Below are 22,685 nucleotides of genomic sequence, written 5' to 3'. Positions count from 1 at the left end.
TCTGTATAACGGGTTTATTCTTCCGGCGTTGTTAAAGTGGAATGGTTCACCATAAATAATGCGCAAAGCGCGAGCAGTACGGCCCCGCCGGTAAGTAGCCACCCGGCGTGGTGAAACGCGGCTAAGCTCCCCCGGGTATGGGCAAATCTGACGTAGCAGGCGGTCACCAGCGCCGCGCCCGCCATCGCCCCAACGCGCTGGAGGATATTCAGAACAGGTGCGGCATCAGCGACGTGACGGCTGCCAGCCATAGCCAGGCCCGCAGCCATCGCGGGCACAGTTGCCAGGGCTAAACCGAACCCTCTGACCGCTATTGCGCCCCCCACAAGCGTATAGCGACTTCCCGCATCAATCATTGTCAGTGGCAATGTGGCAAATGCCGCGAGCAAACCGCCAATGATAAGCACCGTTCGTGGCCCCAGCTTATCAGCGAAGTAGCCGGCCACCGGAAATCCTATCGCCGAGCCGATTAACTGAGGGGTGAGAAGCAGGCCCACTTCAGCAAGCGTTACATGGCAAACGTCGCGGAAATATAAAGGAAGCAGGAACTGACCGCCAAAATTCACCGCGCCGCCGATAGCCATCAATACGGCAGATAAAGTGAAACCCCGATGCTTGAAAAGCTCGAGATGCAGTAAGGGGGACTCAATGCGCAAAGAGCGATAAATAAACAAGCAGGTGAACAGGGCGCCCACGCTGAGCATGATGACGTTCCAGCCATATTTACCACTATTCAGGCTGAGCTCTTTCATGCCTTCCATCAGCATCGGCAGGCTGCAGAAGACCAGCGCCAGTCCCAGCCAGTCCAGGGAGAGGGGCCTGTCAGTTTTTATTGTTGGACGGGGAAGCAGCTTCCATCCGGCAAGACAGGCGCACAGACAGAACGGCACCGTGATCCAAAATAACCCTCGCCATCCGCAGATTTCAAGCAGGACCGCGCCCAGCGATGTTCCCAGCAAGGGAGCAATGACGATCGCCACGCCAATCGTGCCAATCACCCGCCCCAGACGTTCGCGTCCGACGACCAGACCAAGGATCGTTTGCCCTGCCGGTACGAGTAATCCCCCTGCCAGGCCTTGCATAACTCTTGCGGCAAGCAGCACCTCAAAACGCGGGGAAAGGGCGCAAACTGCCGAAAAAATCGCAAATAAAATAAGGCCATAGAGCCAAAGCTGCGTAGCGCCAAACCGCCTGGCCGCCCATGCGCTAAGCGGAACGCCTGCCGCAAGGGCCATAAGATACGCCGTTGCTATCCATTGTATTGCCGTGTCCGTCACGCCAAGGCCGGCGGCCATCGCGGGCAGCGCCGCGCTCAGCATCGTTGATGAGAGCATCGTTGCAAACGCCCCCAGGGTAATGATGGCCGCCTGCATCCACAGCGTCGGAGGTATGGCGTTTATCGGTCGTGGATGGGTCGTTTCCTTGACCCGCTTGTCTTGATTGATATTCATAAAAAGCCCCCTAAGGACGATGAGCGAAGAAATCTATCATTGATCAATAAACCTAACAATGATAGATTTATTTGCATTAAAGATTCCGTCAGGCGCTGAGTTCAGACAAAATGGCGCTTCACAGACCACTGGCCGGTTTGATGCATCAATAAAGGGGAATATCATGGCGAAAATCCAGCGAGATCAGGTGATTGAGGCAGCATTAGCATTATTAGATGAGGTCGGCCTGGAAGCGATTACGACCCGTAAGCTGGCACAAAAACTGGGGGTGGAATCAGCGACGTTGTACTGGCATTTCAAGAACAAGGCCAGTTTACTTGAAGAAATGGCTTCCGCGGTTTTAGCCAAACACCATTCCCTGCCTGTCCCCGAAGACATTGCTGAATGGGCAAACTGGCTGGCGGAAAACGCCCGTAGTTTCCGGCGCGCTCTGCTCGCCCATCGGGACGGCGCCCTGTTACATGCCGGGACATCACCGGCCCGGGTGGGAGGGGATACGTTTCGTCCCAAGGTGGCGTATCTTGCGCGCGTCGGTTTCACTGAAGCCGACGCCGCAATGATATTACTCACTCTGAGTGAATACACCCTGGGATGCGTATTAGAGGAGCAGTCCCGCTCGGGCGGTGATGGTAAGCAAATTTTATCAAAGACATCGCCAGGAAGTCCCTCTATCGAATCGCTGGTTTATCCCCATCCGGATACTGCGTTCGAATTCGGTCTGTCGTTGATAATGAGAGGGTTATTAGTGCCCTGAGCTTCACGCTGTGTCGGTGACAACATGATGTGCATACCTTACGCAAAAACTATCTTGATAAAACCGGCAGCATTCAGAAGGGGAGGCGACATGTTTATTTCCGAAGCAGTGATAGCCGTCATCATTGACTGGATCGACAATAACTTACATAAACCACTGCGTATAGAACAGATAGCCCGTTATTCAGGGTATTCCAAATGGTACCTGCAGCGTTTGTTCTTGCAATATAGAGGCGAGAGCCTCGGGCGCTATATCCGTAATAAAAAACTGGACTCAGCGGCCCGCGATTTACGCGAGACCGATGAGAATATTTACAGTATTGGTTTGCGCTACGGCTATGACTCGCAGCAAACATTCACCCGATTATTTACGCGTCATTTTCATTTGCCGCCCGGTGAATATCGCAAGAAAAACAAAACAGCCTGTTACGTACCGGGTAAGGCTGAATCTTAATCTCCTTTCCGATAGCCCTCGCAAAGCCGCCGCAGAAAAATCGATGCGAAGAGATTTATCAAAAAATAGAAAAACAGACAGCGCCGAAAAGACAAAACCTCCTGTTCTTTGAGTAAACATGGGGAACGGCGCGGAAAACGCCGCGCCTGGTGAGTTATCAGGAGGTTGCTGGTCAGCAGAGCGATTAATGGTAGGCGGGAAGCCAGCTGCCGTGTGCTTCAATAAGTTCGTCGCACAGTTTGCGGATGTCATCGATCGACAGCTCTGCGGAAGTATGCGGGTCGAGCAGGGCGGCATGGTAGATGGCTTCGCGTTTGCGCGTCACCGCCGCTTCGATGGTCAACAGCTGAGTATTGATGTTGGTCCGGTTCAGCGCTGCCAGCTGCTCCGGCAAATTGCCGACGTAGCATGGCGTGACGCCCTGGCCATCGACCAGGCAAGGGACTTCGACGCAGGCCTCGGAAGGTAAGTTGGTAATCAAGCCGGTGTTGAGCACGTTACCGCCAATTTTGTAAGGCCGATCGGTTTCCATCGCTTCGATGATGTAAGACGCGTATTCATGGGTACGGCTGTGGGTCAGGCTGGTGTCATGGGTCAGCGACACTTTCTGCTGCTGCCATTGGTCAATCTGTTCAATACACCGGCGCGGATATTCATCCAGCGGGATATTGAAGCGTTCAATCAGCTCCGGGTAGCTGCGTTTGATCCAGTAAGGCATGTATTCGGCGTTGTGCTCTGACGATTCGGTGACGTAATAGCCGAAAGTTTTCATGATTTCATGGCGCACCATATCATCATGCTTGCCCTGCAGGGCGCTGGCCCGGCGCTTGATTTCCGGGTACAAATCCTCGCCGTGACGGCGAATGTCCAGCAGCCAGGCCATGTGATTAATACCCGCGATATGAAATTGCACGTCGTCGGTTGGCATATCCACGCTTTTCAACAGCGTTTCAGCACACACCTGAACGCTGTGGCACAGTCCTACCGTTTTCACTTCCGTATGGCGCAGCATGGCGCCGGTTATCGTGGCCATCGGGTTGGTGTAGTTCAGCAGCCAGGCGTCCGGGCACACGGCTTCAATATCCCGTGCGAAATCAAACAGCACGGGTAGGGTGCGCAGCGCGCGGAAGATACCGCCAATGCCCAGGGTATCGGCAATAGTTTGCTGAAGACCATATTTTTTCGCGATCGTGAAATCGGTGATGGTACACGGATCGTAGCCGCCAACCTGAATAGCATTCACCACGTAATTGGCGTTTTTCAACGCCGCGCGGCGGTTCTCAACGCCAAGGTAGGCGGCGATCTTCGCTCTGCCCGCATTGGTATTGCGGTTGATATTATTCAACATGGCGAGGGATTCATTGAGACGGGCGCTGTCGATGTCGTACAGCGCAATCTCCACCTCTTTCAACGCCGGCGTCGTCATAATGTCGCCGAGTACGTTCCTGGCGAAAATGGTGCTGCCTGCGCCCATAAATGTCACTTTAATCATGGTATTTCTCCGTTCCTGCTGTTTTCACCAGGCAGAATGTACGCTGCGGCATGAACAGGAAATATGGCTAAATGTGATATTGGTATGGCGAAAAATGATGTCGATATGAAAGTGTGAGCCAGCTCCGAATCTGGCTGAAACGCGGTGACTTTACTGCAGGCATCTCTGATAACGTGGGTGAAAAAGAGAGAGCGCGACTGATGCACAAGACTTTTACCCTTAATCATACCGACAATATCGAATTGAATTTGTACCAGTACGGCGAGGAGAATTGTCATAAGGGACACCGCTTTGGCCCCGCAGTCCGCCAGCATTACCTATTTCATTATGTGATAAGTGGAACCGGCACATTTTACAGTGAGTTTGGCGCTTTTCCTGTCGGCGCCGGGGAGGGGTTTCTGATTCATCCCCATGAGGTGACAACCTACTGCGCTGATAATAGGGATCCGTGGCATTATATGTGGCTTGAGGTCGATGGCCTGATTGCCGCCAGAATTTTCGAGGAGTGTCATCTTAGTCGGCAATCTCCGGTTTATCGCCCCAACCTGAATAAAGACGACTCCAGCGCCTCTGGCTACCTGCGGCAAATTGTCGAACATGGCGATGAACATCCGCTGAAGGTGCAGGGATTGTGCTATCTCTTCTTTTCTTCGCTAATCAGCAATAGGCCCGGCGAAAAGGCTTCCCTCCCTGATGACAAAACCCGGCATCTGCAAAGGGCGATCAAAAAAATTGAAAATCGCTACCACGAACATCTGACGGTTGATAGCCTGGCCGCCTATTGCAATATCAATCGCAGCTACCTCTGCCGGTTGTTCAAAGGCGCCTACGGTATAGGTCCTAAGGAATACTTGCTAAATTTTCGTATGAACATCGCAGTAAGCCTGCTGAAAAACAGCGCTACGGCGATTAAAGTCGTGGGCATTTCCGTAGGCTATGAAAATCAGCTGCATTTTTCTAAAGCCTTCAGGAAGCTGTACGGCGTATCTCCGGCTAAATGGCGGCAAAAATACCTTTCTGAACAGCAGGCGCTGAGATGACGTTCAGCGCTTATTCTCATCGGCGGTGACTCTGCGCGATCGCTATTTTGCGGGCGTATCCTGATTGAGAATGCGCGATCGACAAACATCCAGAATTTCATCTGCCAGAGAGGAGCTATCAGGACAGGCGCGGGAAAGGACCAGCGCGCCGACAAGATGCGCAATCGTATCGATCAGGTCGGCACGCGTAAGGCCTTCCGCGGCTTTCTCATTTGCTAAGGTGGCCAGCTGAGCTTCAATGCCAGCCGCAAAGGTTGCCTTAATGGCTTCAGATTGACGCGCGGCGTCACTACCCAGAGCCGACATCACACACCCCTTTGCCATGTCATCACGATGTTGGCGGGAGAGGTAATACTCCACAAACGTTTTCCGGCTCACATCGGCCGTACGTTCTGCCGAACGCGTAAAGCCGCAATGCATCGCCTCCGATAATAAATCGGCCTTGGAACCAAAGTGTTTGTAAAACCCTCCGTGGGTTAAGCCAGCCGCTGACATCAGCTCCGCTACGCCTACGCCGTCGTAACCGCGCTCACGAAAAAGTTCTGAAGCCGTTTCAACGATTCGCATCCTGTTTTCGCGAACCTGCTCTTTTGACACTTTCATGGCTTACCCCCCTCAAAACAAAGGCTAAGTATACATTGATGATGATCATAATCAAACCAGTTGACTTTATAGATGATGATCATCATCATTAATCCTGCGCCTTTACCCGCTACCCAGCAGAGGAATAAACATGACGAATTCCCCCTTATTTCACCCCTACGAACCTGGAACGATAACGCTTGCTAACCTGAACAACATCCTGAGAGCGTACTCAGAATGAACAATAAACGTGTGGCTCTGGTGACGGGCGCTTCTTCAGGCATCGGCGAAGCGACGGCCCATCAACTTTTAGCGGCGGGTTATAAGGTTTATGGCACCAGTCGGCGTGGCTCTCAGGCGGGTACACACCGCTTTCCGCTGCTGACGCTTGATGTGACTGACGATGCTTCGGTCGGGGCCGCTATTGACGATCTGCTGCGCCTGGAAGGGCGGATCGATCTTCTGGTCAATAATGCGGGCTTTGGGGTCGCGCCTGCCGCCGCGGAAGAAAGCTCTATTGAACAGGCCAGGAGCATTTTCGATACCAACTTTTTGGGCATCGTCAGGCTGACGCGGGCTGTGCTCCCTCATATGCGCCATCAGGGCAGCGGGCGCATCATCAATATCGGTTCAATTCTCGGGGTCGTGCCGTTGCCGTATGTCGCGCTTTATGCGGCCAGCAAGCATGCGGTCGAAGGGTACACGGGAGCACTCGACCATGAACTGCGCACCCAGGGCATCAGGGTTTCCGTGATCGAACCTGCCTACATAAAAACGCAGTTTGAAGCCAATAACAGAGAAGCGGATGCAAAGCTGGAAGAGTATGACCTTATCCGGGCTAAGCTGACGAAAGTGGTCAGTAAGGCAATGGCCGAAGCGGAAAGTCCGGAGGTTGTGGCTAAGGTGGTGGTTAAAGCGGCCCAGGCTCTACGGCCCAAGATCCGCTACACGGCAGGAGCGCTGGCCGGTAAATTGAATTTCATTCTCCGATTCGCGCCTGCAAAAATCCTGGATAAGGTCGTGCGCAACAGCCTTCAGCTTGATGCGAGAGAGTCATCATGACATTTTCGCGACTGGCCGCGTCAGGCATCGTCGAGCGGCGTGAAGGATATGCTAACGGGCAAATTCTGTTTGCCGTATTTATCGAGCCGTTACTGGGAACCGCTTTTTTACTCGGCAATAGCGGCGCCAGAAAACATATCAGGACAAATACCAGGAAACCAGCACCATGAAAGCCTTCACGTTTAAACGCTACGGTAAATCCCCGGCGCTGGGATTTGATGACGTCGATTATCCCACCCCCGCGGCTGATGAACTTCTGGTTAAAGTTTACGCCGTTGGCCTGAATCCCATTGATAACGTGATTCCTGGCGGCCTGTTCAAACCGATTTTGTCTTTTAAACTTCCCGCAACGCTGGGCAGCGACTTGTCCGGGGTGGTTGTGGCAACGGGAAGCCGCGTGACGCGTTTTAAGCCAGGCGATGAAATCTTCGCCAGTATTTTCGACAGGGGAACCGGTTCTCTTGCCGAATTTGTGCGAGTACCTGAAAATCTCGCCGCCATGAAACCCGCAAACCTGGATTTCGAACAGGCAGCGTCGCTCCCGATGGTGAGTCTCACCGCCTGGCAGGCGCTGACAGAGAGAGCCGGACTGCAGCCAGGGCAGAAGGTGTTCATCCCGGCGGGGTCCGGGGGAATAGGCAGTTTCGCGATCCAGCTGGCAAAGCATCTTGGCGCAAAGGTGGGAACGACCACAAGTTCAGGCAACCTTGCGTGGATGAGTCGTCTTGGCGCAGATGAGGTGGTTGACTACAAAAAGCAGGCGTTTGAAAACGTGCTGAGCGGCTACGATATTGTACTCGGCACTCTCCGGGGAGATTCGATTGAAAAAGCCGTTAAAATACTCAAGCCTGGTGGCAAGATTGTTTCCCTCACCGGACCATTGGATGCCGCGTTCGCCCGTGACCGGGGGTTAAATTTCTTTTTGCGTTTTATCTTTGCGCTGATGAGCCGAAAGATCCTGCGTCTTACACGAGTGCGGGGTCTTAGCTATTCGTTTTTATTTGTCCGCCCCGATGGCGAGCAGCTCGCGCAAATTAGCCAACTCATCGAATCCGGGCAGATCGGGCCTGCGATCGACAAGGTGTTTCCCTTTGCCGAAACAAAGGAGGCGCTGGACTATCTTGCCCGGGGCCATGCTAAGGGAAAGGTGGTCGTTAGGGTGTCTGGGTCATAACCGCAGCGGTTTTCCGCTTCAACAAAAACACTTTCGTTTAAATCCGTCGTCCTTACTCTCCATCGGGAGCGCCCTGAGGACGGCCTTAGCCCGCTGAGAAAAGCGGGCGTCACGCCGTAGCGTTCACTTCCATCATTGAGATAAGCTGTCATAGGTGAGCCGATGCTTTTGTTGGCAAAGGATTTTGTCTGATACAATTTTGCTCGGGGAGCATCCGAATCTGGCCCAACAGCGTATGTCGCCTGACGCGGACGCTCCGGGCAGGTGCCGTCACCTGTGAGGATGATATTGCGCGATCCTGAAACAAGTCGAAATCGTGACTTAATTCTAAAATGGTCACTTGTTGTCAATCAAGGCGCATCACGCTAAGCTGAAAAAATGACTAAGAATATGAACGTCCCACCATCACGCGGCCCGCTCGATCACAGCGTCCGGGAGCAAATCGTCGACGCTGCCTTTGAGCATTTCGGGCATTACGGCTATGAAAAAACCACCGTGGCGGAGCTGGCTAAATCTATCGGTTTTTCAAAATCTTATATCTATAAGTTTTTCGAATCCAAACAGGCTATCGGCGAAGTGATCTGCGCTAACCGCCTGGAAATGATCATGGCCGCGGTACTCTCAGCGGTGGCTGACGCGCCGTCAGCCAGCGAAAAATTACGCCGCCTCTTCCGGGCGCTCACCGAAGCGGGGAGCGAACTCTTTTTTCACGATCGTAAACTCTACGATATTGCCGCCGTCGCCTCGCGGGAGAAGTGGCCTTCAACAGAAAGGTATGCGGAACGGCTGTTAAAGCTGATTGAGAGCATTCTTGTCGAAGGCAGGCAGGCCGGGGAGTTCGAAAGGAAAACCCCCCTTGATGAAGCCACTTATGCGATATATATGGTGATGTGCCCCTTCATCAATCCTGTTCAACTGCAGTTTAATCTCGAAACGGCCCCAACGGCGGCGGTTCTTCTCTCGTCGCTGATTTTAAGAAGCCTGGCCCCCTGATTTGTGACCATTGACTTTATTGGTCACTAGTCTGAGAATGCGGAAACCATCCTGTTATTTGATTAAGGGTTTCCCATGCTCAGGCTTCATTCAGCCCGCTTTGCCGCTTGTCTTCTGCCGTTGGCCCTCGTGGCCTGCGGTGATAACGCCTCGAGTGACGATCCGCGCACCCAGCCGCCGCTCGTCAGATCCGCATCCGTAGCACTCGCGCACGATACCTCTCGCACCTATACCGGCGTGGTGGTGGCAAGAACGCAAAGCGATCTTGGTTTTAGAGTGCAGGGTAAGATCCTTGAACGCTTTGTTGATACTGGCCAGACCGTTAAGCGCGGTCAGCCGCTGATGCGGCTGGATCCCGCCGACCTGAAGCTGCAGGCCGTGGCTCAGCAACAGGCCGTTGACGCCGCCAGGGCGCGGGCGCGAAAAGCCATCAGCGATGAGGCGCGCTACCGTGGCCTCGTTGGCGCTGGCGCAGTCTCCGCCTCGGAGTATGACCAGATTAAAGCGGCGGCAGATTCCGCGAAAGCGGATCTCAGCGCAGCCCAGGCGCAGGCAAACGTGGCGCAAAATGCCACGGGCTATGCCGTGCTGCTGGCCGACTCTGACGGCGTGGTGATGGAGACGCTTGCCGAACCCGGTCAGGTTGTCAGTGCCGGGCAGGCGGTGATCCGGCTGGCCAGAGCGGGGCAGCGAGAGGCGCTGGTACAGCTGCCGGAGACGCTGCGCCCCGCCATCGGCAGCGAAGCGCTGGCGACGCGCTATGGCGACGAAACGCAGCCCGTCGCCGCAAAACTGCGCCTGCTTTCCGATGCCGCCGATGCCACCACCCGTACCTTTGAGGCGCGGTACGTGCTGGAAGGCCCGTTAGCCAACGCGCCGCTGGGGGCGACAGTAACGCTGCACATCAAAAAACAGAGTGGGGAAAGCCAGGTCATGCAGGTGCCGCTGGCCGCGCTTTATGATGCGGGTAAGGGACCGGGCGTCTGGCGGATCTCCGCGCAGCCAGCCAGGGTCGCATGGCAGCCCGTCAAGGTGCTGAGCGTGGGCGAGGAGGCGGCGCAGGTAACGGGCGAGGTGAAGCCCGGTGAGAAGATCGTTGCGCTAGGGGCGCATCTTCTGCACGAGGGCGAGGCTGTCCGCCTGGCCGGGCAACCGGATACGGCCCGGACGGGGGATAAACCATGAGCCAGGGCCGCTTTAATCTGTCAGCGCTTGCGGTGCGCGAGCGCTCGGTCACGCTGTTTTTAATTATTCTGGTGACTATCGCCGGTATTTACGCCTTTTTTGGCCTCGGGCGAGCGGAGGATCCCCCCTTTACGGTTAAGCAAATGACGGTTATCACCGTCTGGCCCGGCGCGACCGCGCAGGAGATGCAGGATCAGGTGGCTGAGCCGCTGGAAAAACGCCTGCAGGAGCTCAAATGGTATGACCGCACGGAAACCTATACCCGGCCCGGCATGGCCTTTATCACGCTCTCACTCCAGGACAATACGCCGCCATCACAGGTGCAGGAAGAGTTCTACCAGGCGCGGAAGAAGCTTGGCGATGAAAGCAGAAACCTCCCCGCCGGCGTGACGGGGCCGATGATAAATGATGAATTTGCCGACGTCACTTTCGCCCTGTTTGCGCTGAAAGCGAAAGGAGAACCGCAGCGCCTGCTGGTCCGCGATGCCGAAACGTTACGCCAGCAGCTCCTGCACGTCCCGGGGGTCAAGAAAGTCAATATTATCGGCGAACAGGCCGAACGGATTTATATCTCCTTCTCCCATGAGCGTCTGGCTACCATGGGGCTCTCGCCGCAGGATATTTTCAATGCGCTGAATAACCAGAACGCATTAACCGCGGCAGGTTCAATTGAAACGCGCGGCGCGCAGATCTTTATCCGCCTCGATGGCGCTTTCGATGAATTGCAGAAGATCCGCGATACGCCATTTATTGCTCAGGGTAAAACGCTCAAGCTGTCCGATGTGGCAACGGTAGAACGCGGTTATGAAGATCCGCCCACTTTGCAGATTCGTAACCAACATGAACCTGCGCTGCTGCTGGGGATCGTGATGCGTGAAGGCTGGAATGGGCTGGCGTTGGGTAAAGCGCTGGATGCCGAAACGGCAAAAATCAATGCCAGTATGCCGCTGGGGATGACCCTGACGAAAGTCACCGATCAGTCCGTGAATATCAGCGCCGCAGTCGATGAGTTTATGATCAAATTCTTCGTCGCCCTGCTCGTGGTGATGGTGGTCTGTTTTGTCAGCATGGGGTGGCGCGTGGGGGTCGTGGTCGCGGCGGCGGTTCCCCTGACGCTGGCGGTTGTTTTTGTGGTGATGGAGGCCGCCGGTATCAACTTTGACCGCGTGACGCTGGGCTCCCTGATTCTTGCGCTGGGCTTACTGGTTGACGACGCGATAATCGCCATCGAAATGATGGTGGTGAAAATGGAGGAGGGCTACGACAGAATCAAAGCCTCCGCCTACGCCTGGAGCCATACCGCCGCGCCCATGCTGGCCGGTACCCTGGTCACGGCTATCGGCTTTATGCCGAATGGTTTCGCCCAGTCCACCGCCGGGGAATACACCAGCAATATGTTCTGGATTGTTGGCCTCGCCCTGATTGCCTCATGGCTGGTCGCCGTTGTTTTCACCCCTTATCTGGGGGTGAAAATGCTGCCGGATATCGCAAAGGTAGAAGGGGGGCATACCGCCATCTATGACACGCCGCGCTATAACCGCTTTCGCCGCCTGCTGACCCGCGTTATCGCCAGGAAATGGCTGGTGGCCGGTTCCGTCATTGCGCTTTTCGCGCTGGCGGTCATGGGGATGGGGCTGGTGAAAAAACAGTTTTTCCCCACCTCTGACCGCCCGGAAGTGCTCGTTGAAGTGCAGATGCCCTATGGCACCTCGATTGAGCAGACCAGCGCGGCAACGGCCAAAATAGAGGACTGGTTGGAAAAACAGCCGGAAGCCAGGATAGTTACCGCCTACATTGGCCAGGGTTCACCGCGTTTTTACCTGGCGATGGCCCCCGAACTCCCCGACCCGTCGTTTGCCAAAATAGTGATATTGACGGACAGCCAGGCATCACGCGATGCGCTCAAGTTGCGGCTGCGGCAAGCCGTGGCCAGCGGACTGGCGCCTGAAGCACGCGTTCGCGTGACGCAGCTGGTGTTTGGCCCGTATTCCCCTTTCCCGGTCGCCTGGCGAGTGATGGGGCCGGATACCGATACGCTGCGCGACATCGCGGACCGGGTTAAGGGCGTGCTGCAGGCAAGCCCGATGATGAGGACCGTCAACACCGACTGGGGATCGCGCGTGCCGACACTGCATTTCACCCTCGATCAGGACCGTCTACAGGCAACCGGCTTAACGTCCAATGCCGTTGCTCAGCAGCTCCAGTTCCTGCTATCGGGCATTCCCATCACCGCCGTGCGGGAAGATATTCGCTCGGTGCAGGTGACGGGGCGCGCCGCGGGGGATATACGTCTGGATCCGGCCAAAATTGAGGGGTTTAGCCTGGTCGGCAATGCGGGCCAGCGCATCCCGCTCGCGCAAATCGGGAAGGTGGAGGTCAGAATGGAAGATCCTTTACTGCGTCGCCGCGACAGAACGCCCACGATTACCGTGCGGGGGGATATTGCCGACAATCTTCAGCCGCCGGACGTTTCCGCCTCCATCATGAAACAGCTGCAGCCGATTGTGGACTCGCTTCCGCCAGGGTACCGCATCGAAATGGCGGGGTCGATTGAGGAATCGGCTAAAGCCACCCGGGCGATGGCGCCGCTGTTCCCCATCATGATCGCCCTGACGCTGCTGATCATCATTGTGCAGGTGCGCTCAATGTCGGCCATGGTTATGGTATTTCTTACCGCTCCGCTCGGGCTTGTCGGCGTGGTTCCCGCGCTGCTGCTTTTCAATCAGCCATTTGGTATCAACGCCCTCGTCGGGCTGATTGCGCTTTCGGGCATTCTGATGCGTAATACGCTGATTCTTATCGGGCAGATTCACCATAATGAGAAAGAAGGTCTCGATCCGTACCATGCGGTCATCGAAGCGACGGTGCAGAGAGCCAGGCCCGTCTTACTGACGGCCATGGCCGCCGTTCTGGCGTTCATTCCTCTGACCCATTCGGTGTTCTGGGGGACGCTCGCCTATACCCTGATTGGCGGGACGTTGGGGGGAACCATCATGACGCTGGTGTTCTTGCCCGCCATGTATGCGATCTGGTTCAGGATCCGTCCTGAAGCCCGGCGCCATGCTGAACAACATTAAGGCGCTCGCCGGCCTGCTCAACGAACGCCTGGCATGACCGTCCGAAAGTAGAGAAAAGCGCCGCAGTCCGCGGCGCTTTTCATCACGCCTGAATATAGCGATGAATATTGGGTCCCATGGTGTATTGTTCGGCTGTCAGATTGGTAAAACCGGGAGTTTTTGAATATTCGGGTTATCCCGGTTCTTTTTTATTAAAGAAAAGCGTAAATCATCCGTAGCCAGAGTATGGCTCCAACGGCAATAATCATTTTCAGGATGAAGTTACTTGCCGGGAAAAAATATACCGCCGGCAGTGCGGAACGCCTGGCCTTAATGAGTAAATAAGGCGGCAATAATATACTCCACAGCACCAGCGAGATGCCGGCAAAGGCCAGGGCAGACAAAAATCCTTGCGGGGCAAAAATAGAGGCTAGCGCGGCAGGAAAATAGGTCAAAATATGGCCAGCGGGCGTGAGCCCCGACGGTTAATTTTGTTCAGCATATCCTCGAGATAATCACTCAAACCGATTGAGGCTGACATCAGTGAGGCTAAAACGGCAATACATCCAAAAGAGACCAGCATCCGTAGGCGGCCTGCCGAAGCAGGCCGGCAGCAGCTATTTATTTCGTGGCTTCAGCCAATGATTCTCTGAAGTTTTTATGGAAGTCGTCGATTTGCCCGCTCTCGTGGAGCGCCGACAATGCGCAGCGCAGAATGGCGTGCCCTTCTTCAACGGTTGGATACATCGCCACGGTCGTCGCGAAGCCGCGATCGTGCAGTTTTTTGCACATCGTGATGGCGAGATCTTCGTTACCAATCAGGATCCCCCGAATCGGCATCGTCGTACCCCGGTTAACGATGTCGATCTTGCCGAAAACTTCGTCAAAATAGCGAATGACGTTCTGAAGCTTCTCCTGGCGGGCAGCGACGGTGCCGTCCAGGTGGAGATCGGCGGCGGCTACGCAGGCGGCAATTCCAGGCAATGAAGGCGGCCCACCAAAGGCGTAGGTTGTGCCGTAGGTCTTAATAAATTTGATGGTCTCAGCGTCGCGACAGGCGATAAATCCGCCGTGTGAGCCAAAGGCTTTAGACAGCGAGCCGGCGATAATAATACGCTCGTCAAGCCGATGGCCGAGGCATGACATAACGTATCCGGAACCGTACTCTCCGTAGATAGAGGTGCCGTGCGCATCGTCTATATACGCGTAGCCGTCATACTGATGCGCCAGGCGGACAATATGCGCGACGGGGGCGACGCCGCCCATTGAGCCTACGCTGTCGGATACCGAGATCGGCGTTAAACCCTGGCTGGCCGCATAGCGAAAAGCCTCTTCAATCCGCGCCTTATCCTGAAAATCAATTCTGACGACTTCCCCAAACTGCTGTAAAAGCCCGCGGTTGATCTGCAACGTCGCGTGCGCGGTCTTCTCCATAATAAAGTAGGGTTTTTTGCTGAACGTAAAATGCGGCAGCGTCCCGGATGCCAGCAGCGGCAGCACCGCGATATGGCAAGGGGTCACGGCGTTAAACGTCAGAGTATGAGCCCCATGCATGATGTCGTTCAGTCGTGCTTCCAACTGCGGGAACAGATCGACTTTTACCCGCGTTCTGGCGACAGAAACCTGCACGCCAAAACGCTCAATGGCGTCGACAACCGCTTTTTTCAGCGCCGGGTGAGTCTCTAGCCCAAGATAAGAGCATGAGACAAATTCCACCATTTTTCTGCCATCTTCGAGGGTGATGACCTTACCGTCCCTTTTTACCGCGACCAGTTCATTAATATGTTCAGAGAATACCCGGGTCTGATATTTTAGCGACCTGTCTATTTTCCTTTTTTGCCAGTTTTCCATTGCGTTACCTTCATTGTCGTGACTACCAGAAGAGACAGAATTGCCAGCGTTAACGTGCTTGCACCGAGGGTTCTGTCAAACCCCATACCGGTATCCGTTAGTTTTACGGCGAAATAGCTGATGGCGCCGGCGCTCACCGTTTGAATAAATCCGGTGACGGACGCCGCAATACCTGTTTTGCTGCCTTTGATTTGCAGCGCGATAAAATTCGCGCTCGGGTAATAGGCGCCAAGGGTGAGGTTAAAAACCATCGATCCGGCGATACATAATAGTAGTGAGTGGCTGCCGATAATAAATGGGGTAACCGCCAGCGCATTCAGGATAAATAAAATCCACGGGTTAATTATTCGCTCGAATTTGGCGATCTGATTGCCAATAATAAAAAATAATACGGAAGCAGAAAAGAGCAACGAGTAGTGCATGGTGCTTAGCCCCAGCTGCTGCATAAAAATGGCCGGCGACAGCGAGATATAGCAAAACAGCGAACTCAGAATCAGCGAAACCAGCAGCGTTCCCTGAATAAATGCCGGGGTGATAAACCCGGAAGAGGAGGGCGCCGCGACCGCATCATGCTGCTCAAGGCGACGCGGAGAGAGCACAAGGGTGACGACGCTAAACAGGGCCATAACCAGGAATATCCAATTCCAGCTCAGATAGCCGAGGAGTGCGGCGCCGGCCAGCGGCGCAATAAGAGGAACCACCGCGCTGGCGGAAGAAATATCGGAAAGCGCGCGCTTGAGCGTTAGCGGGGAGAACGTCTCTTTAGCGATAGCTTTAGACAGGACCGGCCCGGCGCCGGCGCCCAGGGCCTGTAATGCCCTGCCGGCCAACAGCATCATTAAACTATCGGACATAAAACAGAGGAGGCTGCCCGCGAGGAAAAGCAAAAAGCTGGCCGTCAGTACGCGTAATTTACCCAACTTTTCGCCAAGAAATCCTGATAATAACTGGCTCGCCGCGTATATCACCAGAAAACCACTAATGGTTAACTGAATAGCCGAATAATCGGTATTAAACGCTTTTTGTAATAGGGGCAGCGCGGGCACGATCATATCTGTCGCCAGCGCGGAAACCGATGCGGCGAGAATAAGGTATAAGTATATCCTGAGCATATTAAACTCTTCGGTGAATATGGGTTAAAACGTTAGATTATTATTTATGAATACGCCGCTGCTTTTTTAGCGAATGAGCAAATCGCGATTCCGGTCAAAATTAACAGCGAGCTCAGTAAATGATAGAGATGCGGCTGGGTATGTAAAAACACAATGCTTAATATGCCGCCGGAAAGCGGAATAATATGGGTATAAATCTCACCGCGAGTCGCGCCAATAGCCGCGATGCCTTTATTCCAGAACAGGTAGGCCAGCCATGAGGGGAAAATCACCAGATACGCCAGTCCAGTAAGGAAAGCGATATCGTGGTAGGCGGCGAATGAGGTGGCGGGGTGCAGCCACAGCCAGAAAATCACCACCGGAAGCAGAATAAGGGCGCCAAGAAGCGAACTGACGGCGACGAAAGCATTGGCGGGGATACGACGATCTTTGTTACGCAACAGCGAGCAGTATACTGCCCAGCTTAGCGCCGAGCCCATTGCCCACAGATCGCCCTGGCTAAACCCTTTTAGCCCCTCTGCGTTGCTCAGGTTGCCATGCAGCAGGAGCAGCAGCACCCCTGCGGTACTAAAGATCACGCCCCACCAGTTCCGCGCCGATACCCGGTCATGGAAGATCAGGCGATTAATCATCAGCACCATACAGGGGGTCGCAGACATGTAAATCGCCGCGTTCAGCGCAGACGTCGACTGCAGACCAATATAGAGGGTTAAGGGAAAGCTCACCTGTCCACACAGCGTTAGAACCAGCAGCGTTGCGCCATTCTGGCGGAACAACGGCCGACTGTCGCGGATTTGACGCTGATACAGCAATACCAGCAGTAGTGCGGTCAACGCCCATCTCGCTTCGGTCATGAGAATCGGATCCGCGCCCTGAACGAGAATATGCCCTACGACATAATTCCCTCCCCAAAACAGGGCCGCCAGCGTGAGTAACAGGTAAGGCATGCTCATTCCTTGCATCGCTTAGAACTGTACTAAATGGTAACTTTATTTTTTTTAATATATCAATTAAATTTTATGGTTATTGGGGGATTTTATTATTTTTTTATTTTAAATCATGTGTTTAAAAATTAGTTACCTGTGTGCAAAAAATCTGATTGCAGCATATTTGTCTGTACGATAACGTATACATACCATGCATTAAACAGGGATAAATCAATGCGTAAGACAGAAAATGGTTTCACCGGGAACGAACAACATTCCGCAATGGCCAGGCTCTCTCTGGATGACATGATTGACCAGCTTCTTCACAGCAACGCGCTTTCACTGAAACTGACGGCCAATCCGCTACTGGCGGACAGAGCCTGGTACCTGACCGAAAATACCTGTACTAAGGCTTTTACCGCCAACAATCCGCAAGCGAAAAAACGTGCCCACAGCGCGCTGTTTAAACTCTACCAGGCGTGGCTGGCGGAGCCGCTATCGGCGGCGGCAAAAAACCAGTTTCATCCATTACTCTGCGGGATCAGAAGCTACATCGAATCAGAATGGCTCCGGGTGGAAAAAAAACGTTTCAGTTTCCCGATACCCGCGCTTGACGCCGGGAATATCGTTGAGGAACTCCGTCATTTATGTCAGAAACACCCGGCTTCGCACCATCCCCTCTTTGATTTCCTCTCCTCTTCCGCCTCTGCTACGCAAATAGACTATTTCTTCAAAAGCGATAGCGCGCTCAATTTGCTGTTTTTCGATCTGGTCGCGATGGGGCTGGTCGGCTCTCTGCCAGAAACGCGTGCAGAAATTGCCCAGAACCTTTGGGATGAAATAGGCCAGGGCAGCCAGGAGTTTACGCACGTTAATCTGTATAAGGATTTGCTGAAGCGCAGAGATATTGCGCTACCTGAAAACCATTTCGCCCATCTGTATGACTGGCAGGGGCTCGCCGGGTATAACGCGTTCATGCTGGGCGGCGTTAACCGTCAGCATTACTACAAATCGCTCGGCGTGATGGCGATGACGGAACTGCTGGACCCGCCGCAGTACCAGAAGCTCGTGACCGGGTGCCGTCGCATTGGCCTTACGGATCGCGACGTGCATTATTACGCGGAACATATCGAGGTTGATATCGGTCACGCCGATGGGTGGCTGAATAACGTTATCGTTCCGATCGGCAATAAAAACCCGGCTGCGCTGGAGGAGGTCTACGTTGGCGCAGCGCTGCGTCTTCAGACCTGCTGCGATTACTACGATTGTCTGCTGGAGGCGTTACGTACCGTTGTTGAACGCGAGTCAGAGGGTGCCGCCCTCTGAATAAATAAGCGCTTTTGCCGCGCTCCAGGCCGTTATTCCGGGAGGGATCTCCCGGCATTCCGAGGACTCCGCCTGCTGAGCGGCAATGGCGCCGTCAATCAGCATGAGCATCATCATCGCCACCCGTTCCGCAGGTTCCGGTTTTAACAGCAGGGTAAGAATGTCGCGGAAAAACTGGTAGAGGCGCGATTTAAACCGTGAGCATGTCGCCCGGATAGCGGAAGACGAGGTTCCATATTCAAACAGGGCGCGGGTGAACATGCAGCCGTGGAAATCCTCACAGGTGAACCAGTTATTGTAATATTCGAAGACGGCAAACAGCTTCTCGCGGCCCGAAGGTTTATCGGCGGTAATCTCCTGCAGCGCCTGCATAAACTCACTCTCTTTCTGCTGTAAAATATCAAGAATGAGCGCCTCTTTATCCGCATAGTAGCGGTAGAAGGTCATTTTGGAGATGCCTGCATTCTCCGATATCCGGTCAATACTCGGCGACTGATACCCCTCTTTGTTAAACAGAGACATTGACTGGCGGATAATTTCCGCTTGTTTTGGCTTCATACTGTTTCCCGTGGAATGAAGTAATACAGAGGGTTTCTGGTAGCGAGCAGTCATTCATTTGATATGGCGGGCGGCACGCTGCAACGACGTATGCGCAATGTCATCCCGATGGCCGATATCCCAGCCCCTGCGGTGAGCGGCATCAGTGAACGCGTTGACCCATAAAAATTGTTGTCGATTCTTACATCCGGCTGCAAAAAAAGCAAAAATCCCTCAGGCGATCTTTGCGCTACGCGAATCAGGGCTGCGCTGGGCCGTCACGTTATGCCCTTAGCCCTCCACGCTGCGCGCGGGGAGGATAAAGAGAGGCCCGGGAGAAGTCAGCATCCCCCCCGAACAGGGGGTGATGTTTTTGTGATGCACATCATAAAATAACGCCTGGTTATTGTGATGTTATTTGCAGTCAATGGATTTGCATTTGAATCAACCCGCGCTATCTCTGCGGGTTTTTTTTCGTCCGGCGATGGTCGGCGGGCGGCGACTCCGCCTGCTGTAAATAGTCCTGATACCAGTCGCTGATACGTCGGGTCACCGGATTTTCGTTGAGGTCGAAGCGCCTGCCGTCGAGCCTGTTTACCGGGGTAATACCTGCCAGCGTTCCGGTGACAAAAGCTTCGTCCGCAGTGAAGGCTTCGGCAAGAGTAAAGGATCTTTCCTGCACGCCGAGGCCCTGCTGGCGCGCCAGTGACAAGATAGTGTGGCGGGTAATACCGTTAAAGCAGTACAGGCCGTTTGAGGTCCACAGCTCGCCCTGGCGTACGATAAAAAAGTTGGTGGAATTGCAGCTGGCGACAAACCCATGAGGGTCCAGCATCAGCGCTTCATCTGCGCCGGCGTCCAGCGCCTGCAATAGCGCCTGGATCAAATTCAGGCGGCTGTGGGAATTAAGACGCAAATCGAAAACATCCGGCGCGCTGGTACGATAGGTCGAGGTTAACAGGGCAAGGCCGCGCCGTTTGGCCTGTTCATCCACAACCTTATATTCCGCCACGCAGACGATAGTGGCGCCGCCGAGGATAAAGCGCGGGTCCTGATTTGGCGTGCGCTTTTTGCCGCGGGTGATCATGAGCCGCAGATGGGCGCCGTCCGTCATACCGTTGATCTTCAGCGTGCTGTACATAATATTGGTTAGCTCCTCACGACTATGGCCGATATTGAGCTGGATAGCGGCCGCCCCGGCAAACAGGCGATCGAGATGCGCCTGAAGGGCGATCAGCTTGCCGTTCACCAGCCGCAGCCCCTCCCAGATCCCGTCGCCGCAGACGTAGCCGGAATCGAAAACGGAAACCGTGGCGCGATCGCGGTGAACGAATTCGCCGTTGACGTACACCTGCACATTGTCGTTGCGCGTATCCTGCAGGTACGCCTGACTGCTTTGAGCGGAGAGAGCTAAACTCATCATGTTTCCTTGCGGTTAAAATGCCCGTTCAGCGAAACGGGAAAGGAAGGCCTGGGTGCGCGGTTGGCGCGGATGGCGCAGCACCTCTTCCGGGGTGCCCATTTCATGAATCACGCCGTTTTCGATAAAAATCACCCGATCGGCGAAATGCCAGGCAAAGCCCAGCTCATGAGTGACCAGCAGCAGCGTCCGCCCCTCATCTGCCAGTTCACGGATGGTATGCAGCACTTCCCCCACGAGTTCAGGGTCGAGGGACGAGGTGGGCTCATCGAACAATATTATCTCTGGCGCCATTGCCAGGGCGCGAGCAATAGCGACGCGCTGCTGTTGACCGCCGGACAGGCTGCCGGGCCAGGCCTGGTGCTTATGGCCCAGCCCCACTTTTTCCAGCTGCGCGTGGGCAACGCGCATCGCCTCTTCGCGACGCATCTTTTTCACCGATATCAGGGCTTCGCTGACATTTTGCAGCACCGTCAGATGCGGGAAGAGATTAAATTGCTGAAACACCATCCCCACGCGCTGGCGAACATCGCTCAGCTGTTTTTCGCTATAGCGCCGCTGACCGCGGCTGTCGATTTTACCGAGGGTAACGCCGTCCAGTTCTACGGTGCCAGCGCTGGGTATTTCCATAAAGTTCAGACAGCGCAGCAGGGTGCTCTTACCCGAGCCGCTGCCGCCAATGATGGCGATTTTCTCACCGGCATAGATATCTAAATCGATGCCCTGTAACACGCTTTGCGCACCAAAGCGTTTGTGCAGGGCGCGTATCCGCATGACGACTTTTTTCTCTGACATGGCCTTTCTCATCATATTAAGGATGTGGACGGTAGCGGCGCTCCAGACGTGCCGCCAGGTAACTTCCGGGCCAGATCAGCACAAAATAGAGCAGGGCGACGACGGTGAAAATCTCCACCGGGCGATACCAGGTACTGCTTAGCAGCCTGCCCTGATACATCAGTTCGTTAACCGTGAGAATCGAGGCCAGGGAGGTCACCTTCGCCAGTTCAATCATGCGGTTTGTCAGGGCTGGCAACATACGGCGAAATACCTGCGGCAGGATAATACGCCGCAGCATCACGCCCGGCGGCATGCCTAAGGCTTTTGCCCCTTCCCACTGCCCGCGTTCGATGGACTGTAGCCCGGCGCGAAAAATCTCGGTGCTGTAGGCGGCGGTGTACAGGGTTAACGCCAGCGCGGCGGCGCCAAAAGTGGAAAACTGAATGCCCACCAGCACCGGAAAGGCATAGTAGAACCAGATGAGCTGGATAAGCACCGGCGTATTGCGGAACACCTCGACAAAGGCGCTGGTAAGGGGATAAAAATAGCGCGGCCCGCGGGCACGGACGACGCCAACGGCAAGCCCGATCAGCGTGCCGACAATTCCCGCCAGCAGCCATAGCTCCAGCGTAACGCCCAGTCCCTTCAGCAGTACCGGCAAGTTTTGCCAGACAAGGGAAAAGTCCCACTGATAATGCATGGTTGTTCTCTCGTTAACGTGAGTCGGAGACGGCAAGGCGTCGTTCAAGCAGCTGGCTGCCCTGGCTGATAATCAGCAGCAGAGTGAAGTACATCACCGCAATAAGCGAATACACTTCCAGGGGCCGGTAAGTCTGACTGTTGATTTGCATCGCCTGATACAGCAGCTCGCTGTACGCCAGAGACGAAGCAAGGGCGGTGGATTTGAGCAGTTCGAAAGAACGCTCAAGGAAAGGAGGAATCATTCTGCGCAGCGCCTGAGGGAAAATGACCCGGCGGAGCGCGGTGGCGCGCGACATGCCCAACGCCTTCGCGCCTTCCCATTGTCCGGCGCCGATCGACTGGATGCCGCCGCGGTAAACTTCGGCATAAAACGCGGCCGACTGGGCGGAGAGCGCCAGTACCGCGGCAGCAAACGGCGAGAGCGTCAGCGGGCTGACGACTGGCAGAGCGTAGTAGATCCAGAAGAAGTGGACGATAGCGGGAGTATTACGATAAAAGCCGATCAGTATCAGCGCCGGAAGACGGAAGAACGTTAGCGGCGAGGCCTTCATCAACGCCAGCGCAATGCCGGCCAGCATGCCGAATAAAATACTGGTGACGCCGATCTGAATGGTACCCCACAGCCCCTCCAGCAACAGCATGCGATATGGCCAGATGGCGGCAAAATCCCATTGATACGACATAGTTCTGGAACCCCTGAAAAACGCAAAACGATGGTGATGGTTTTAGAACGACATCATCTTAGCAGTAGCGAAATGTGATAATTAAATAATAAAAACCATTGCTATTATC

At 54.6% G+C, this 22,685-nt stretch carries 20 protein-coding genes and 1 pseudogene; 9 read left to right on the top strand and 12 right to left on the bottom strand.

From position 1 onward, the window contains the following. Positions 1-14: 14 nt before the first annotated feature. Complete coding sequence (locus ABLU96_RS05495; protein ID WP_025106184.1) at positions 15-1,451, bottom strand: DHA2 family efflux MFS transporter permease subunit; 1,437 nt, start codon at positions 1,449-1,451, stop codon at positions 15-17. A gap of 163 nt (positions 1,452-1,614) precedes the next feature. Here ABLU96_RS05495 and ABLU96_RS05490 point away from each other — a divergent pair, with 163 nt between their 5' ends. Further along, positions 1,615-2,205 (top strand): TetR/AcrR family transcriptional regulator C-terminal domain-containing protein, encoded by a 591-nt coding sequence (locus tag ABLU96_RS05490; RefSeq protein WP_064405602.1) that lies wholly within the window; start codon positions 1,615-1,617, stop codon positions 2,203-2,205. 90 nt (positions 2,206-2,295) lie between these two features. After that, positions 2,296-2,658 carry a RamA family antibiotic efflux transcriptional regulator gene (locus ABLU96_RS05485; RefSeq protein ID WP_032749715.1) on the top strand — a complete coding sequence of 121 codons (363 nt, stop codon included), beginning with the start codon at positions 2,296-2,298 and terminating at the stop codon, positions 2,656-2,658. Between the two features lie 184 nt (positions 2,659-2,842). On the opposite strand, the gene ABLU96_RS05480 is transcribed toward ABLU96_RS05485, so the two are convergent. After that, positions 2,843-4,150: an alpha-glucosidase/alpha-galactosidase gene (locus ABLU96_RS05480; RefSeq protein WP_025106186.1), complete on the bottom strand. Its 1,308-nt coding sequence runs from the start codon at positions 4,148-4,150 to the stop codon at positions 2,843-2,845. 200 nt (positions 4,151-4,350) lie between these two features. Here ABLU96_RS05480 and ABLU96_RS05475 point away from each other — a divergent pair, with 200 nt between their 5' ends. Then, on the top strand, positions 4,351-5,190 hold the full coding sequence (locus ABLU96_RS05475; RefSeq protein ID WP_064405600.1) for an AraC family transcriptional regulator: 840 nt from the start codon (positions 4,351-4,353) through the stop codon (positions 5,188-5,190). 42 nt (positions 5,191-5,232) lie between these two features. Here the strand turns inward: ABLU96_RS05475 and ABLU96_RS05470 are convergent, their stop codons facing one another. Continuing rightward, on the bottom strand, positions 5,233-5,793 hold the full coding sequence (locus ABLU96_RS05470; RefSeq protein WP_014228707.1) for a TetR/AcrR family transcriptional regulator: 561 nt from the start codon (positions 5,791-5,793) through the stop codon (positions 5,233-5,235). A gap of 216 nt (positions 5,794-6,009) precedes the next feature. Between ABLU96_RS05470 and ABLU96_RS05465 the strand changes: the two genes are divergently transcribed. The 5 genes from ABLU96_RS05465 to ABLU96_RS05445 all read left to right on the top strand — a co-directional run bounded on the left by ABLU96_RS05465 (position 6,010) and on the right by ABLU96_RS05445 (position 13,263). Next, entirely contained in the window at positions 6,010-6,834 is an 825-nt protein-coding gene (locus tag ABLU96_RS05465) for an oxidoreductase (RefSeq protein ID WP_064405575.1), read from the top strand. Positions 6,835-7,000: 166 nt separating this feature from the next. After that, complete coding sequence (locus ABLU96_RS05460; protein ID WP_064405573.1) at positions 7,001-8,008, top strand: NADP-dependent oxidoreductase; 1,008 nt, start codon at positions 7,001-7,003, stop codon at positions 8,006-8,008. Positions 8,009-8,386: 378 nt separating this feature from the next. Beyond that, the gene (locus ABLU96_RS05455) at positions 8,387-9,001 is read left to right on the top strand and encodes a TetR/AcrR family transcriptional regulator (protein WP_025106190.1); all 615 of its coding nucleotides are present in this window, start codon (positions 8,387-8,389) and stop codon (positions 8,999-9,001) included. A 75-nt stretch (positions 9,002-9,076) separates the two neighbouring features. Beyond that, positions 9,077-10,186, top strand: coding sequence for an efflux RND transporter periplasmic adaptor subunit (locus ABLU96_RS05450; protein WP_049102213.1), 1,110 nt, complete (start codon positions 9,077-9,079; stop codon positions 10,184-10,186). Further along, on the top strand, positions 10,183-13,263 hold the full coding sequence (locus tag ABLU96_RS05445; protein ID WP_047724135.1) for an efflux RND transporter permease subunit: 3,081 nt from the start codon (positions 10,183-10,185) through the stop codon (positions 13,261-13,263). The genes ABLU96_RS05450 and ABLU96_RS05445 overlap by 4 nt, the downstream gene beginning before the upstream one ends. Before the next feature lie 191 nt (positions 13,264-13,454). Here the strand turns inward: ABLU96_RS05445 and ABLU96_RS05440 are convergent, their stop codons facing one another. From ABLU96_RS05440 to ABLU96_RS05425, 4 genes are all read right to left on the bottom strand, one after another. Then, the gene (locus ABLU96_RS05440; protein ID WP_048263158.1) at positions 13,455-13,646 is read right to left on the bottom strand and encodes an aromatic amino acid transport family protein; all 192 of its coding nucleotides are present in this window, start codon (positions 13,644-13,646) and stop codon (positions 13,455-13,457) included. Positions 13,647-13,863: 217 nt separating this feature from the next. Then, a complete protein-coding gene (locus tag ABLU96_RS05435; protein WP_048263155.1) occupies positions 13,864-15,093 on the bottom strand; it encodes an aminotransferase class I/II-fold pyridoxal phosphate-dependent enzyme in 1,230 nt (409 codons plus the stop codon). Next, on the bottom strand, positions 15,066-16,205 hold the full coding sequence (locus ABLU96_RS05430; protein ID WP_064405568.1) for an MFS transporter: 1,140 nt from the start codon (positions 16,203-16,205) through the stop codon (positions 15,066-15,068). The genes ABLU96_RS05435 and ABLU96_RS05430 overlap by 28 nt, the downstream gene beginning before the upstream one ends. Positions 16,206-16,249: 44 nt before the next feature. Then, positions 16,250-17,152, bottom strand: a complete 903-nt coding sequence (locus tag ABLU96_RS05425; RefSeq protein ID WP_014228716.1) for a DMT family transporter — start codon at positions 17,150-17,152, stop codon at positions 16,250-16,252. Positions 17,153-17,365: 213 nt separating this feature from the next. Between ABLU96_RS05425 and ABLU96_RS05420 the strand changes: the two are divergent. Then, a pseudogene (locus ABLU96_RS05420) lies at positions 17,366-18,461 on the top strand (iron-containing redox enzyme family protein). Here the strand turns inward: ABLU96_RS05420 and ABLU96_RS05415 are convergent. From ABLU96_RS05415 to ABLU96_RS05395, 5 genes are all read right to left on the bottom strand, one after another. Next, positions 18,437-19,015: a TetR/AcrR family transcriptional regulator gene (locus tag ABLU96_RS05415; RefSeq protein WP_004849617.1), complete on the bottom strand. Its 579-nt coding sequence runs from the start codon at positions 19,013-19,015 to the stop codon at positions 18,437-18,439. The pseudogene ABLU96_RS05420 and the gene ABLU96_RS05415 overlap by 25 nt on opposite strands. 433 nt (positions 19,016-19,448) lie before the next feature. Next, the gene (locus tag ABLU96_RS05410) at positions 19,449-20,414 is read right to left on the bottom strand and encodes an aminotransferase class IV (RefSeq protein ID WP_064405567.1); all 966 of its coding nucleotides are present in this window, start codon (positions 20,412-20,414) and stop codon (positions 19,449-19,451) included. A gap of 15 nt (positions 20,415-20,429) precedes the next feature. After that, positions 20,430-21,209 carry an amino acid ABC transporter ATP-binding protein gene (locus tag ABLU96_RS05405; protein ID WP_064405565.1) on the bottom strand — a complete coding sequence of 260 codons (780 nt, stop codon included), beginning with the start codon at positions 21,207-21,209 and terminating at the stop codon, positions 20,430-20,432. Positions 21,210-21,225: 16 nt separating this feature from the next. Next, entirely contained in the window at positions 21,226-21,891 is a 666-nt protein-coding gene (locus tag ABLU96_RS05400; protein WP_014228720.1) for an amino acid ABC transporter permease, read from the bottom strand. Positions 21,892-21,904: 13 nt separating this feature from the next. Further along, positions 21,905-22,576: an amino acid ABC transporter permease gene (locus ABLU96_RS05395; RefSeq protein WP_025106197.1), complete on the bottom strand. Its 672-nt coding sequence runs from the start codon at positions 22,574-22,576 to the stop codon at positions 21,905-21,907. Positions 22,577-22,685: the final 109 nt, after the last annotated feature.

This window comes from Klebsiella sp. CN_Kp106, assembly GCF_040064575.1.
GTDB lineage: Bacteria > Pseudomonadota > Gammaproteobacteria > Enterobacterales > Enterobacteriaceae > Klebsiella > Klebsiella michiganensis.
Note: the sequence above shows the minus strand (reverse complement) of the source record. Positions and strands in the feature narration are given on the sequence as shown.